Genomic DNA, 12,233 nt, shown 5'->3' with positions numbered 1-12,233 from the left:
TTTAGGTACGCGGCGCCCTCCCTTGAGCATGCCGCGGGCCCGACGCCGGTACGCCGCCGTCCTCGCCGTCGCCGCCACCCTGTCCCTTGGCCACACCCCGGGCGCCTCCGCGGCCGGGCCCGCCGGCCCGCCGGAGGGAGCCGTCCGTCACGCTGGAGCTCCCGGAGCCGTGGCCGGGAGCTACCTGGTCCTGCTGGACCCCGCGCGCGCGGCGTCCCGTACCGCTTCCGGCAGGTCGGTCGTCGAGGGCTTCGGGGGGAAGATCCACCGGACCTTCGACTCGGCCGTCAACGGCTACTCCGTCGAACTGTCCGAGCGCCAGGCGCGCCGGCTGGCCGCCGACCCGGCCGTCGCCGTCGTCTCACAGAACCGCACCCTGCGGCTGGACGCCGTCCAGCCGGACGCGCCCTCCTGGGGTCTCGGCCGCATCGACCAGCGGCGGCTGCCGCTGAACGACGACTACGCCTACCCGGACCCCGCCGGCGAGGGCGTCACCGCCTACGTCGTCGACACCGGCATCAACATCGAGCACGAGGACTTCGGCGGGCGCGCCTCCTACGGCTACAACGCCGTCGACGACGGGATGACCCCCGACGACGCCAACGGCCACGGCACGCACGTCGCCGGCACAATCGCCGGCGCCACGCACGGGGTCGCGAAGAAGGCGAAGGTCGTCGCGGTCCGGGTGCTCGACTACTCGGGCACGGGCACCACCGAGCAGGTCGTCGCCGGGATCGACTGGGTGACCCGCAACGCCGTGAGGCCCGCCGTGGTGAACATGAGCCTGGGCGGGGACCCCGACGAGGTCCTGGACGCGGCCGTGCGGGGCTCGATCGCCACGGGGATCACCTACGCCGTCGCCGCCGGCAACCAGGACATCGACGCCTCGGGCCACTCCCCCGCCCGGGTGTCGACCGCGCTGACGGTCGGCGCGACCGGGGAGAACGACCACCGCGCCGCCTACTCCAACCACGGCCCGCTGGTGGACCTGTTCGCGCCCGGGGACGACATCTCCTCCGCGGCCTGGTGGTCGACGGACTGGTACATGAACATGTCCGGAACCTCCATGGCCGCCCCGCACGTCACGGGCGTGGCCGCCCTCTACCTCTCCACCCACCGCACGGCCACGCCGGCCCAGGTGGGTGCGGCGCTCGTGGCCACGGCGACCACCGGGTCGGTCATGGACCTCGCCGGTTCGCCCGACCGGCTGCTCTTCGCCGGCGGCACGGTCCCCCGCCCGCGGGGCCCGCGCTTCGCGAACACCACCGACTTCCCCGTGGCCGATCTCGCGACGGTCCGATCGCCCGTGACGGTCTCCGGGGTGTCCGGGCGCGCTCCGGTCGACCTCGACCTGGAGATCGACATCAAGCACCCGGACTCCGGAGAGCTGCGGATCGACCTGATCGCCCCGGACGGCACCGAGTACCCCGTGAAGGACGAGTGGGAGGGCTGGATCGTGACCGACTACAAGGTGGTCCACGCGATCGACGCCTCCTCGGAGACGGCGAACGGCGTCTGGCGGCTGCGGGTGTTCGACGCCCGGGCCGGGCAGACCGGCTACGTCGACGGCTGGGCCCTGCGGTTCTGAGCCCGCGCCCGGCCACCGCGCCTCCACCCGACAGACGGAGGCGCGGCGGCCGGAGGCGCGGCGGCCGGGGACGCTTCAGCTGACGCGGAAGCCGATGGCCGCCGGCTCCCGGTGGAAGGTGAGCCGGTCCCAGGCCGTGAAGGTGAGGTCCGTGACGGCGAGCAGCCCGCCCGACGCGTCGTGGAGGGTGCGGCGGACGGACAGCCCGCCGGCGGGGCCCGCCGCCGGGTGGTTCGTCCGGGTCATGGTGATGGTCTCGGCGGTGCGCCCGCGCGCCGCGGCCCGCTCCAGCCAGCGGTGCAGGGGGCGCAGGTCCTCGAACCGGTCGGTGGCGGCCCGGTCGAGGTGGACCGCCAGTTCCGGAGTGGCGGCCGCGATCCGGGGACAGAAGTAGGTCACCGCGTGCCGGACCGTCTCCCCCGCCGGACCGTAGGCGCGGTGGTGGTGGACCAGGGTGCGCTCCCCTCCGCGCATGCCGAGCAGGGCGGCGAGCGAGGGCGGGACCGTGACCAGGGTCAGCTGGGTGCGGGTGGGGCGGTGGGAGGCCGGGGAGTCCGGCGCGGCCGGGCGGGCCGCGGGTTCCAGCGGATGCCGGCGGGGTGCGGCACGGGTGCCCCGGCGGCCGGTGACGACCAATCCGTCGGCGCGCAGCTCCTGGAGGGCGGCCCTGATGGTCTGGCGGTTGACCTCGTAGCGGGCGGCCAGGACGCGTTCGGAGGGCAGTCGTGCGCCGGTCGTCGCGGCGGCGCGTTCGAGTTCGTCCCGTAGCGCTGCGGCGATCCGCTGGTACTTGGGCGTGGCGGCCGGGCCGCCGCCCCGCGAAGGGGAGGGCATGGCTTCTCCTCTGACGGGTGGTCAAGGACTGCGCGGTCTGCCCGATCAACCTAGCATTGGTCTATACCTTTCGGTACGCGGGTGGCCGCTCCCCGCACCAGCTTGGCCAAAACCGCACTCCGGCCCGCCCCCGCGCGTCAGCCCCGCAGCGGGTTCGGCAGCGGCAGGTAACGGGCGTCCGCGCCGTCGGCCCGGGTCCAGCGCAGCAGCAGGTTCGTCTTGGCCGGAATCGTGGGGTCCGTGAGGAGCCGGGCGATCTCCGGCAGGCCGTGCGCGGCGCCGAACCGCTCGAACTCGGCGCGGACGGCCGGCCACACCGCCGGGGCCGCCTCCGGCCGCAGCTCCGCCAGCGCGGCGGCCACCTCCGCGAGGTGGTTGACCACCAGGCAGTACACGAGCCGCTGCCAGGCGGCCTCGCGCGGCATGTCCGAGGGGAGTTTGACCCCCTCCGCGTCGCGGAAGAGGGCCTGCACCGGCATCCCCCGGTCGTCGACGGCCACGAGGCAGTTCTGGAGGTGGGCCTCCAGCACGATCCCGTGCCGGGCGAACAGGTCCAGGACCGGAGGCACCATGTGACGCAGGTACGCCTCCCACCACGCGACGGGGTCGCTCGCACGGGCGAGCGGGCTGTCGGGGAAGCCCTCGGCGAGCGCGGCGGACAGCAGCGGGGTGGAGCCGGGCGGCACCGAGCGGCGCAGGCCGTCGCGGACGAGGACGGCCAGCTCCTCGAAGGCGAAGGCGGCGGTGCGGTACCCCCGGTCGCACAGCCAGACGGCGTCGGACCCGGTCCGTCCGCGCAGGTCGGCGAAGCCCGCCTCGACGGCGGCGTCGACGCGGCGCAGCCTGAGCAGGTCGTGGCGCCACAGCCGGCGCACGTCGTTGGTGATCCGCACGTCGAGGCTGAACTTCGCGAACAGGTCCCCGGCCGGGCCGGACGCGTACACGGTGCGCAGGGAGGCGGTGGGCCACACCGGAAGTCGGGTCGGACCGAGCCGCAGCAGCCGCCCGTCGGCGAAGGCCTCGCGCAGCCCGGGCCGTCCGTCGAGGAGGTTCAGCTGCCACGGGTGGGCGGGCAGGGGCCGGTAACCGGCGGGCGGACGGGGGCCGTCGAGGATCGCGGCCAGCGCGTCGACCGCCTCACGGGCGACTTCCCCACCCTCCTCCACCGTCTGGTCCTCGCGCACGGCGAGCATGACCAGCGGGAAGGCGGCGTGGGCCTCCGGGGCGTACGGCAACCAGCCGGCGGCGGGCGCCCCGCCCCGGGCCTTGGGCGCGGGATGGTGCGGGTGCCCCGTCACCAGCGCCTGCTCGGAGCGGACGTACGGGTCACCGGGGGCGGTGGCGGCGGCCCGCGCGGCCAACAGCGCGGCGACCGTGTCCCGGCTGTCGGTGATCTCGCCGGGCAGCTCGTCGTTGGACACCCCGGTGTAACGGCGCAGTTCGTCTGCGGTGAGTTTGACCAGCTCCGCGTGCCCCAGCGGCCACCAGCCCCGCGGGGTGCGCAGTTCGGGGTCCGCGGGGCGGCGCCCGCCGCTCACGCGCAGCAGCCGGCCGCTGCCGCGCAGCCGGTACACGCCCTCGCCCTCGGCGTCGGCCGCTTCCCTGAGCAGGCAGTTCAGGAGCGGGGCGGCGGCGTAGGCGTCGGCGGCGGCGTTGAGGTCCACTGGTTCCATTCGGTCCATCCGGTGCGCCGGAGGTCCGCGGTGGACCACCGGCCGTGGTCTCGTGAGGTCGCGGGGGCGAGCCGTGCGGCGGGACGTTCCGTCCTCCTCGCCCCGTCGCGTCATCTCGCCATCGCGGCGTCTCGTGATCTTCAGTATCCGCGATGATGACGTGATCATCACGTACAGCGAAGCGAAAGGACCGGAACCCTGGACCGCAGCACGCACGCTCCCGATCCCACGCCCCGCGCCGGGCACACCACGGCCGAGGAGGCGTTCGCCGGCGCGCTGGTCGGCGTACGGCCCGAGCGCGGGCCCGCCTACGAGGCCGCCCTGGACGGGGCCCGGGCCGCCGTGCTGAGCCGGCTGTGGCGGGCGCTGGCCTTCGAACCGCTGCCGTGGGTGGAGCGGCGGGAGCACCGACCGGGCTCCCTCACCCTGCTCCTCGGCGGGGGCCGCCGGCTGGAGGGGCCGGCCCCGGACCCGTACGCGACCGGGGACCGGGTCGACGAGGTGCGGCTCGACGGCCGGCCCCACCGGGTGGCGGCGCGGCTGGTGGAGGCGCTGCGGGTACCGCACGGAGCGGCGTTCGCGGCCGAACTGGACGACAGTACGGCCTCGCTGGCGCTCTCCCGGGCCGGACAGCCGACCGGACCCGAACCCGAGCCGGCGACCACCTGGGAGTGGGAGCAGCGGGTGGTGGACGGGCATCCGTACCACCCGAACTGCCGCTCCCGGCCCGGCTTCTCGGTGGCCGAGCAGCTGGCGTACGCGCCCGAGCACCGGCCTGTGGTCACCCTCGGGCTGGTCCCGGTGCGGGCCGCTGAAGTCCTGGTGAACGGCGACTGGCCGGAGCACCTGCGCGACGGGGACCGGGTCCTGATCCCCGTGCACCCCTGGCAGGCGGAGCACGTGCTGAAGGGCGAGGGACCGCTGCCGGGCGCGGCCGCGCACCCGCTGATGGCGTTGCGCACACTGGCTCCGGTGGACGGCGGCCCCCACGTGAAGACCGCGCTGAGCACCCGGCTGACCTCCTCGGTGCGGGACATCTCCGGCTACTCCATCGAGACGGCCTCCGTGGTCTCCGCCTTCGCCGAGGCCCTGACCGAACGGCTCGACGGGCGCCTGCACATCACCCGCACCCTGGGCGCGGTCACCGCGCACAGCCCGGACCTGGCGGCGGTGCTGCGCGAGCCCCCGGAGGCCTACGCGGGCCCCGGCGAGCGGGTGGTGCCGGTGGCGGCCCTGGCCGGTACCCCGCTCGCCGGTTCGGCGGCCTGGCGGGCGGAGTTCGCCCGGCTGGCGCTGTCGGTGTGCCTGCGGGTGCTGGACCTCGGGGTGGCGCTGGAGGCCCACGGGCAGAACCTCCTGGTCGTGCTGTCCGCCGAGGGGGCGCCGCTGCGGCTGGTGTACCGGGATCTGGCCGACATCCGGATCAGCCCGGCCCGGCTGGCCCGGCACGGGCTGGCGGCGCCGGCGCTCGCGGGTCGGCTCGTCACGGACGACGAGACCCTGCTGCGGCGCAAGCTGTTCGGATCCCTGGCGGCCGGCGCGCTCGCCGCGACGGCCGGTTCCGCGGCGGCGTTCGGGGAGAGCCTGGCGGCGGGGCTGGCCGCCGCACCGCCGACCGCCGACACCGAGGCGCTGCGCGCGGGACCGCTCCCGGTGAAGGCGCTCACCCTGATGCGGCTGAGCCCGGGCGTGCCGGGTGACCAATGGGCCGATCTGCCCAGTCCGTTGTGAGGGGCTCGGGCGGTGAGGTCGACCGGTTTCGGGGGTGAGTCCCGCGGCAGCTCGGGCTACTGTCCGGGGACATGACAGAGACCTCGCGCCTGCCTGCCGTACGGGCGTCCTACGACGCCGTCGCCGCCGACTACGCCCGGCTCCTGCGGGGCGTCCTGGAGGCCGCACCGCTGGACCGGGCGATGCTGGACTCCTTCGGCGAGTACGTGCGCGGCGCGGGCGGCAGGGCGGTCGCCGACCTGGGCTGCGGGCCGGGCCGGGTGACGGCCTACCTGGACGCGATCGGCGTGCGGGCCTTCGGCGTCGACCTCTCCCCGGCCATGGTCGCGGTGGCCCGGCGGAGCTATCCGGGGCTGCGGTTCGAAGTGGGCTCGATGCGCGCGCTCGACGTGGCGGACGGGGTCCTCGGCGGGGTCCTGTCCTGGTACTCGACCGCGCACACCCCGCCGGCTGAACTCCCCTTCTTCTTCACGGAGTTCGCCCGGGTGCTGGCCCCCGGCGGATACGCGCTCGTCGCCTTCGAGGCCGGGGAGGGGATGCGGACGCTGGACCACGCCTACGGCCACCCCGTCGACCTCGACGTGTACCGGACCCCGCCCGACCTGGTCGCGCGGTCGCTGGCGGAGGCGGGCCTGACCGAGACCGCCCGGCTGGTCCGCGCGCCCGGCCCCGCCGAGGGCGGCCCGCAGGCCTTCCTCCTGGCCCGCAAGGCGGACTGAGGACGCGGCTCCCTCGGCGCCCTCAGCCGGACGGGTCGGGGACGGGGTCGGGGGCGGGGTCGGGGTCGGCGCCGCGGGTGGTGGGCCAGGACGGCCAGGTCTCGGTGCAGCAACCGGACTCGTACTTCAGCACCACGTACGCCCGGTGATCGGCGGCCGAGTCGCGGATCCACAGCTCGAAGGTGTGGAGGGCGCCGTCGGCGGTGCGGAGGTCGAGCGTCCCGCCGGTGTACCCGCGCTGGAGGTGGGCCTCGACGATCTGGTCCAGTTCGAACACGACACCCTGGATCGTCACCGACACCGTCCGCGTCACCGCACACCACTCCCCGCCGGCCGTCGCCGTCGCATCAGCATGCCATCGCCATACGGCGCTCGACGATCGCCGCTCGCCGCTCGCCGCCGCCCTCGCGCCAGGACCGGCCCACGTCCTCGACCCTCCGTGCGCACCGGCCGCGGGCACATCGGGAACCGGCCGATTGTGGCAGCCCTCACCACCTGCCGGACGTGACGGCGAGGAGCGGGCCGCTCGGCCGTTCGAGGGGGAACGCCGACGCACCGGGCCCGCCTTCGCGGGGAACGGGGCGCGCGATGGCAGGAAGGAGGGATGAGCCTCCCGAGCCTGCCACGCCGACGGGTCCTCGCGGGCGTCGCCGGGGCCGTCCTGGCCACCACCGGGGCGGCGAAACGATCCGGCCGCGGGACGGACGGGCGGGCCGCCGCCGACTTCGGGGCCCTCGGCCGCGCCCTCGACGGGCGCCTCGTACTGCCCGACGATCCCGACTATGCGCAGGCCCGGCAACTCTTCCAGCCCCGCCACGACCCGGTCGCCCCCGGTGCGGTGGCCTACCCCGCGCACGCCGGGGACGTCGCCGTCTGCCTCGACTTCGCCCGGCGCTCCGGGGTGGCGGTGGTGCCGCGCGGCGGTGGTCACAGCTACCCCGGATGGTCCACGGTGGCGGGCGGGCTGGTGGTCGACGCCGGGGTGATGGCCGGGGTCTCCGTCGACGGGGACGAGGTGCGGATCGGCGCCGGCGCCCGCCTCGCCGAGGTGCAGGGGGTCCTCGCGGAGCGGGGTCTCGGCGTCCCCTCCGGGCTCTGCCCGTCCGTCGGGATCGCGGGCCTGACCCTCGGCGGCGGCCTCGGGATCGCCTCCCGCGCCCACGGGACCACCTCCGACCGACTCACCGGAGCCCGGGTGGTCACCCCGGACGGAGTGGTCCGGGAGGTCGGCCCTGACCGGGACCCGGCACTGTTCTGGGCGCTGCGCGGGGGTGGGGGCGGCAACTTCGGGGTGGTCACCGAGTTCCGGTTCCGTACCCATCGGGTGGCCGACGCCGCCCTCGCCGAACTGAGCTGGCCCGCCGAGCGGTCGGCGGCGGTCCTGGCCGGCTGGCAACGCTGGCTGGACGAGCTGCCGGACCCCTTCTGGAGCCAGGCCGAGTTCACCGTCGAGGCGGGGCGGCCCGAGGAGCGGGCGACCGTCCCCGCCGTCCGCGTGGTGTGCCTGGACGGGCGCGCGGAACTGGAACGGCGGTTGACCCGGCTCACCGACCTGGTGGGCGCGGGACCGGCCGAGAGCCGGATCACCGTACGGACCTACGGGGACACCGTGCGCGCCATGGCGGGCTGCCTCGACGAGAGCCCCGAGCAGTGCCGTCTGCCGGGGACCCTGCCGGGCCGTGATCCCCGGGGGCGGCTGACCCGGGATTCGTACGCGGCCCGTTCGGACTTCTGGGACGGGGCCGGCCTGCCCGGGGCCGGGGTCGAGGCGGTGCTCGACGCCGTCCGGCGCTACGCCCGGTCCGGGCCGGCCGGCGGGCGCGGGGTGGTCCAGTTCGACGGGGTGTGCGGCGGCGCCGTGAACCGGGTCGCGGCCGGCGACACCGCCTTCGTGCACCGCGACGCCCGCTTCCTCGCCCAGTACCTCGTCTACTGGCCGCCGGCCGCGCCGGACTCCGAGGTGGCCCGGCACCTGGGCTGGCTCGACGGGCTCTGGCGCGACCTGCGCCCCTGGGCGAGCGGCCGCGCCTACCAGAACTACGCCGACCCCGAGCTGACGGGCTGGAGGGAGGCCTACTACGGGCCGAACCTCCCCCGCCTGGAGGCGGTCCGGCGCACCTACGACCCGGAACGACTGTTCCGGTTCCCCCAGGCCGTCTAGGCCGTCCCCCTCGGATCCCGCCGGTCGTGCCGGCGGCGGCCGGTGCCGTACCCGCACCGGTCGTCGCGGGCCCGGCGAGGTCCGGGAGGGACGACCCAGGGCCACGGGCCGGGCGCCGCCGTCACGGCGGGCCCCGACCCGTTCCTTCGGATCAGGAGCGATGCATGCGACGTACGTTGACGGTGGCGGTGGCCACGGCTGCCGCCGCCCTGCTGCTGCCGGTCGGATCGGTCGGCGCCGAGGCGTCCCCGGGCGGCTGGAGCGCGCGGGAGGCGACCGCCTTCTGGACACCGGAGCGGATGGCCTCCGCCGAACCGGTCCCCGACCCGCCCGCGCCCGACACGGCGCCGGCCGGGGCCGCGCCGGCCGCGGACCCCGCCGCGCCGCTCAGCACTCCGCCCGGCACTCCTCCCGCCGCGACTCCCACCCCGGCGGCCGCCGGGGCGCCGGTCGCGGTCCCGGGCGAGGCACCGGGCGGGGTCCCGGCCGGGACCCCGGTCGCGGTCCCGGGCGAGGTCGTTGCCGGAGCGCCCGCCGAGGCTCCCGCCGGAGCGCCCTCGCAGGCGCCCGTCGCCGTCCCGGACCCGGGACCGCCGGCGCCGGCGCCCGACGCCACGACGACCACGGCCGCCCCGGTCCCCCCGGCGGCCCCCTCCGCCCCGACCCCGGCGGCCACCGTCCCGACGCCCATGGCGACGCCGACGCCCGTGGCGGCCCCGACACCGACACCCACCCCGACACCGACACCCACGCCGACCCCGACGCCGTCGCCGACCCCGACGGCCTCCGCCTCCGCGTCGCCCGTTCCCGGTGCCCCCGCCGGCCAGGTCGCCCTCGGGGCCGGGCGGGACTTCGACGGGATCCCGGTCGTCGGCCGGATGTTCGTCATGAAGGGCTCCGGCTCCTACTTCTGCAGCGCCAGCGTCGTCTCCTCCCCCGGGCGCAACCTGGTCATCAGCGCGGCGCACTGCCTCCTCGGCTCCGACACCCGCCAGGTGGCCTTCGTACCGCGCTACACCCGCAAGGCCCCCCGGCCCTACGGCCTGTTCCCGGTCGTCCGTGACTCCGCCGGCCGTTCCCGGGTGTGGATCGACCAGCGGTACAGGGTCCAGGGCGCGGAGAAGGCGGCCACCCTCGACGTGGCCTTCGCCCAAGTCGGCCCGAACGCCGCCGGCAAGGCCGTGGAGAAGGCGGTCGGCGGGAACCGGCTCGTCACCGGGGCCACGTACGCCCACTCCCGGGTCAGGCTGATCGGCCACCCGGCGTCGGCGGCGCGTCCCCGCGTGTGCGACAACCGGACGACGAAGTTCACCAGTACCGACAAGCGCAGTCCCGGATCGTTCCTGCGCATCAACTGCACGGGTTATCCGGGCGGGACCAGCGGGGGCCCCTTCATCGCGCGCTTCAACGCCAAGACCTCGACCGGGGACGTGGTCGGGGTCATCGGCGGCTGGAAGACGGGCGGACCCACGGCCGACACCTCCTACAGCGCCTACTTCGGCGCGGACGTCAGGAAGCTGTACCGGGCGGCGGTAGCCGGGGCGCGGGTGGGGTGAGCACCCGCACCCAACGGGTCCGGCGCGGGTTGCCGACCGACCTCGGCGTCGCCGGCACCCCCTCGGCGGTCAGTACGTCGGCCGGGGCCAGGCCGAGTTGTCGGCGCAGGTCGGCCAGGGCCGCGTGCACCGGCGCGAGGATGACCTCGGCGCGCGGGCCGACGAGCGCGAGGGCGTGCGCGGTGGTCTCGATGGTCTCGGCGGCGTCCTCGGCGGCGGTCCGGCTCCAACCGCCGGGGCCGCCGCCGGGCGCGACGCAGTCGTAGAGGTGGCAGGCGGCCTCGGCCGCGGCGTCGGCGCGTTCGCCGACGCCCGGCGCCGCGATGGTCGGCAGGAGCTCCATGCCCCCGTCAACGAGCGGGACCCCGCCGGGGGAACGAGGCGCCGCCGGCTCGGCGCGGACGCCCGGCCGCGGCGTGCGCCCCGGCGGTGGCCGCCGCGGCCAGGCCGAGGCCGGCGGCCACGTCCCGTACCCGGGCCGGACGCGACAACCCGGCGCGGCGCAGTCGGGCGCGGGCCCACAGTGCGAAGGGGACCACCACCAGCGGGGAACTCACCGCGCCCGGGGTGTAGCCGCGGGTCGCGGCCGCCTGCGCGAGGTGGACGAGGCCGTGCAGGCCGAAGCCGTCCACGGCGCTCTGGAAGAAGCGGGAACGCCCTCGGTGCGGTAGCCGTCCACGGCGGCCTCGGTGACGACGACCCCCAGCAGGGCGACGGCGGTGGCGAACTCGCGGCCGTCGACGTCGGTGACCCCGCGCCACATCCGGTCGGGCAGCCCGGGGTGGCGGGCGCGCAGCAGGGGGACCCGGGTGCGGGACCGGCGGGCCGTGGTGGCGACCTCCTCCAGGTCGTGCAGCGTCCAGGCGGCGAGCAGTCCGAAGGTGGTGGGGGCCAGGGCGCGTCGCTCGGCGCGGTTCGGTTCGTGTCGGGTCAGGGGACGACACTCCGCAGCCACAACGGCAGCAGCAGGAGGGAAACCAGCGAACTCTTGATCACCAGGGAGGCGGAGAGGTCCACTCCGACGTCGTAGCGCTGGGCGAAGACGAACAGGTTCTGCGGGGTGGGCATGGCGGCGAGCACCACCAGGTAGGCCAGCCAGTCACCGCGCAGCCCGAACAGGCCGCCGCAGACCGCCCAGGCGAGGAGGGGGAAACCCAGGCACTTGAAGCCGATCAGGGCCAGTTCCTCGCGGGTGGTGCCGCGCAGGTCGAGGCCGACGCCACCGAGGTGCAGGCCGAGGGCGAACAGGGCGACGGGCGAGGCGCTGTCCCCGACGAAGGAGGCCCCGTCGAGGAGTACGGAGGGGACCTCGACGGACGACAGGTTGAGCAGGATGCCCGCGTTGCAGGCGAGGACCAGCGGGGTGACGAGGGAGGCGGACACCGCCCGGACGAGCCGGCGACCGGCACCGCCGCCCGTGCCCGCGCCCCCTTCGGTGTCGTCGCCCGCCCGGCCCAACTCCATGATGGAGATGACCACGAGGGACAACACGCACACCTGGAACAGCAGCACGGGGAAGATCGGCGCAGCGGTCCCGAACACCGTGATGAAGACGGGGACGGCGAAGTAGGCCGTGTTGACCTGGACCCCGGCCATCACGCGCAGGGCCAGCGCGCGCGGCTCCCGTATCCCGCTGACGGCCGCCGCGGTGACCACCAAGAGCACGGCGAGGGCGGCGGCCGCGGCGTAGCCGCCGAGGGCCCGGGCGTCGAAGAGCGCGCCGAGGTCGGCGACGTAGATGCTGCCGAAGAGGTAGCAGGGGACCGCGAAGAGGAACGCGTAGTCGGCGAAGGCCTTGGAGGCCTCGGCGGGCACGGCCTTGCGGCGGGAGAGCAGCACCCCGCCCCCGAAGGCCAGCAGGACCGGGACGAGCTTTTCGAGTGCGGCTGCCGCGCCCATGCGTACCGGCTCCCCTTGATCGTCCGTCGGGCCCGTGGCAGCCTACGCGCCGCCGCGCCCACCACCTCCGGC

General features: G+C 76.0%; 12 protein-coding genes. 5 read left to right on the top strand and 7 right to left on the bottom strand.

Going from position 1 to position 12,233, the window contains the following annotated elements:
- Window positions 1–28: 28 nt before the first annotated feature.
- Window positions 29–1,588 carry a S8 family peptidase gene (locus ACIOD1_RS08630; RefSeq protein WP_401901402.1) on the top strand — a complete coding sequence of 520 codons (1,560 nt, stop codon included), beginning with the start codon at window positions 29–31 and terminating at the stop codon, window positions 1,586–1,588.
- 75 nt (window positions 1,589–1,663) lie between these two features.
- Here the strand turns inward: ACIOD1_RS08630 and ACIOD1_RS08625 are convergent, their stop codons facing one another.
- Window positions 1,664–2,422: a GntR family transcriptional regulator gene (locus tag ACIOD1_RS08625; protein ID WP_365617038.1), complete on the bottom strand. Its 759-nt coding sequence runs from the start codon at window positions 2,420–2,422 to the stop codon at window positions 1,664–1,666.
- A 137-nt stretch (window positions 2,423–2,559) separates the two neighbouring features.
- Window positions 2,560–4,104 (bottom strand): IucA/IucC family protein, encoded by a 1,545-nt coding sequence (locus ACIOD1_RS08620; RefSeq protein ID WP_401901090.1) that lies wholly within the window; start codon window positions 4,102–4,104, stop codon window positions 2,560–2,562.
- Between the two features lie 189 nt (window positions 4,105–4,293).
- Between ACIOD1_RS08620 and ACIOD1_RS08615 the strand changes: the two genes are divergently transcribed.
- The gene (locus tag ACIOD1_RS08615; RefSeq protein WP_401901400.1) at window positions 4,294–5,826 is read left to right on the top strand and encodes an IucA/IucC family protein; all 1,533 of its coding nucleotides are present in this window, start codon (window positions 4,294–4,296) and stop codon (window positions 5,824–5,826) included.
- Between the two features lie 71 nt (window positions 5,827–5,897).
- Window positions 5,898–6,545 (top strand): class I SAM-dependent methyltransferase, encoded by a 648-nt coding sequence (locus tag ACIOD1_RS08610; protein ID WP_401901088.1) that lies wholly within the window; start codon window positions 5,898–5,900, stop codon window positions 6,543–6,545.
- A gap of 22 nt (window positions 6,546–6,567) precedes the next feature.
- Here the strand turns inward: ACIOD1_RS08610 and ACIOD1_RS08605 are convergent, their stop codons facing one another.
- Window positions 6,568–6,858, bottom strand: a complete 291-nt coding sequence (locus ACIOD1_RS08605) for a hypothetical protein (RefSeq protein ID WP_401901087.1) — start codon at window positions 6,856–6,858, stop codon at window positions 6,568–6,570.
- Between the two features lie 291 nt (window positions 6,859–7,149).
- Here ACIOD1_RS08605 and ACIOD1_RS08600 point away from each other — a divergent pair, with 291 nt between their 5' ends.
- Together ACIOD1_RS08600 and ACIOD1_RS08595 are read left to right on the top strand one after the other, a co-directional pair.
- Window positions 7,150–8,706 (top strand): FAD-binding oxidoreductase, encoded by a 1,557-nt coding sequence (locus ACIOD1_RS08600; protein WP_401901085.1) that lies wholly within the window; start codon window positions 7,150–7,152, stop codon window positions 8,704–8,706.
- 164 nt (window positions 8,707–8,870) lie between these two features.
- Entirely contained in the window at window positions 8,871–10,262 is a 1,392-nt protein-coding gene (locus tag ACIOD1_RS08595; RefSeq protein WP_401901083.1) for a hypothetical protein, read from the top strand.
- On the opposite strand, the gene ACIOD1_RS08590 is transcribed toward ACIOD1_RS08595, so the two are convergent.
- The 4 genes from ACIOD1_RS08590 to ACIOD1_RS08575 are packed head-to-tail and all read right to left on the bottom strand — an operon-like array spanning window position 10,216 to window position 12,161.
- Window positions 10,216–10,605, bottom strand: a complete 390-nt coding sequence (locus ACIOD1_RS08590) for a hypothetical protein (RefSeq protein WP_365617051.1) — start codon at window positions 10,603–10,605, stop codon at window positions 10,216–10,218. The two genes, ACIOD1_RS08595 and ACIOD1_RS08590, sit on opposite strands and share 47 nt — an antisense overlap.
- Before the next feature lie 7 nt (window positions 10,606–10,612).
- Complete coding sequence (locus ACIOD1_RS08585) at window positions 10,613–10,894, bottom strand: HXXEE domain-containing protein (protein ID WP_401901081.1); 282 nt, start codon at window positions 10,892–10,894, stop codon at window positions 10,613–10,615.
- Entirely contained in the window at window positions 10,816–11,217 is a 402-nt protein-coding gene (locus ACIOD1_RS08580) for an HXXEE domain-containing protein (RefSeq protein WP_401901079.1), read from the bottom strand. Before ACIOD1_RS08580 ends, ACIOD1_RS08585 begins: the two co-directional genes overlap by 79 nt.
- The gene (locus tag ACIOD1_RS08575) at window positions 11,193–12,161 is read right to left on the bottom strand and encodes an AEC family transporter (protein ID WP_365617053.1); all 969 of its coding nucleotides are present in this window, start codon (window positions 12,159–12,161) and stop codon (window positions 11,193–11,195) included. The genes ACIOD1_RS08580 and ACIOD1_RS08575 overlap by 25 nt, the downstream gene beginning before the upstream one ends.
- Window positions 12,162–12,233: the final 72 nt, after the last annotated feature.

Origin of the sequence: Streptomyces sp. NPDC088097, from assembly GCF_044741845.1 — a bacterium.
Classification (GTDB): domain Bacteria; phylum Actinomycetota; class Actinomycetes; order Streptomycetales; family Streptomycetaceae; genus Streptomyces.
The sequence above is the reverse complement of the archived record's forward strand: the minus strand, read 5'-3'. Positions and strand labels throughout refer to the sequence as shown.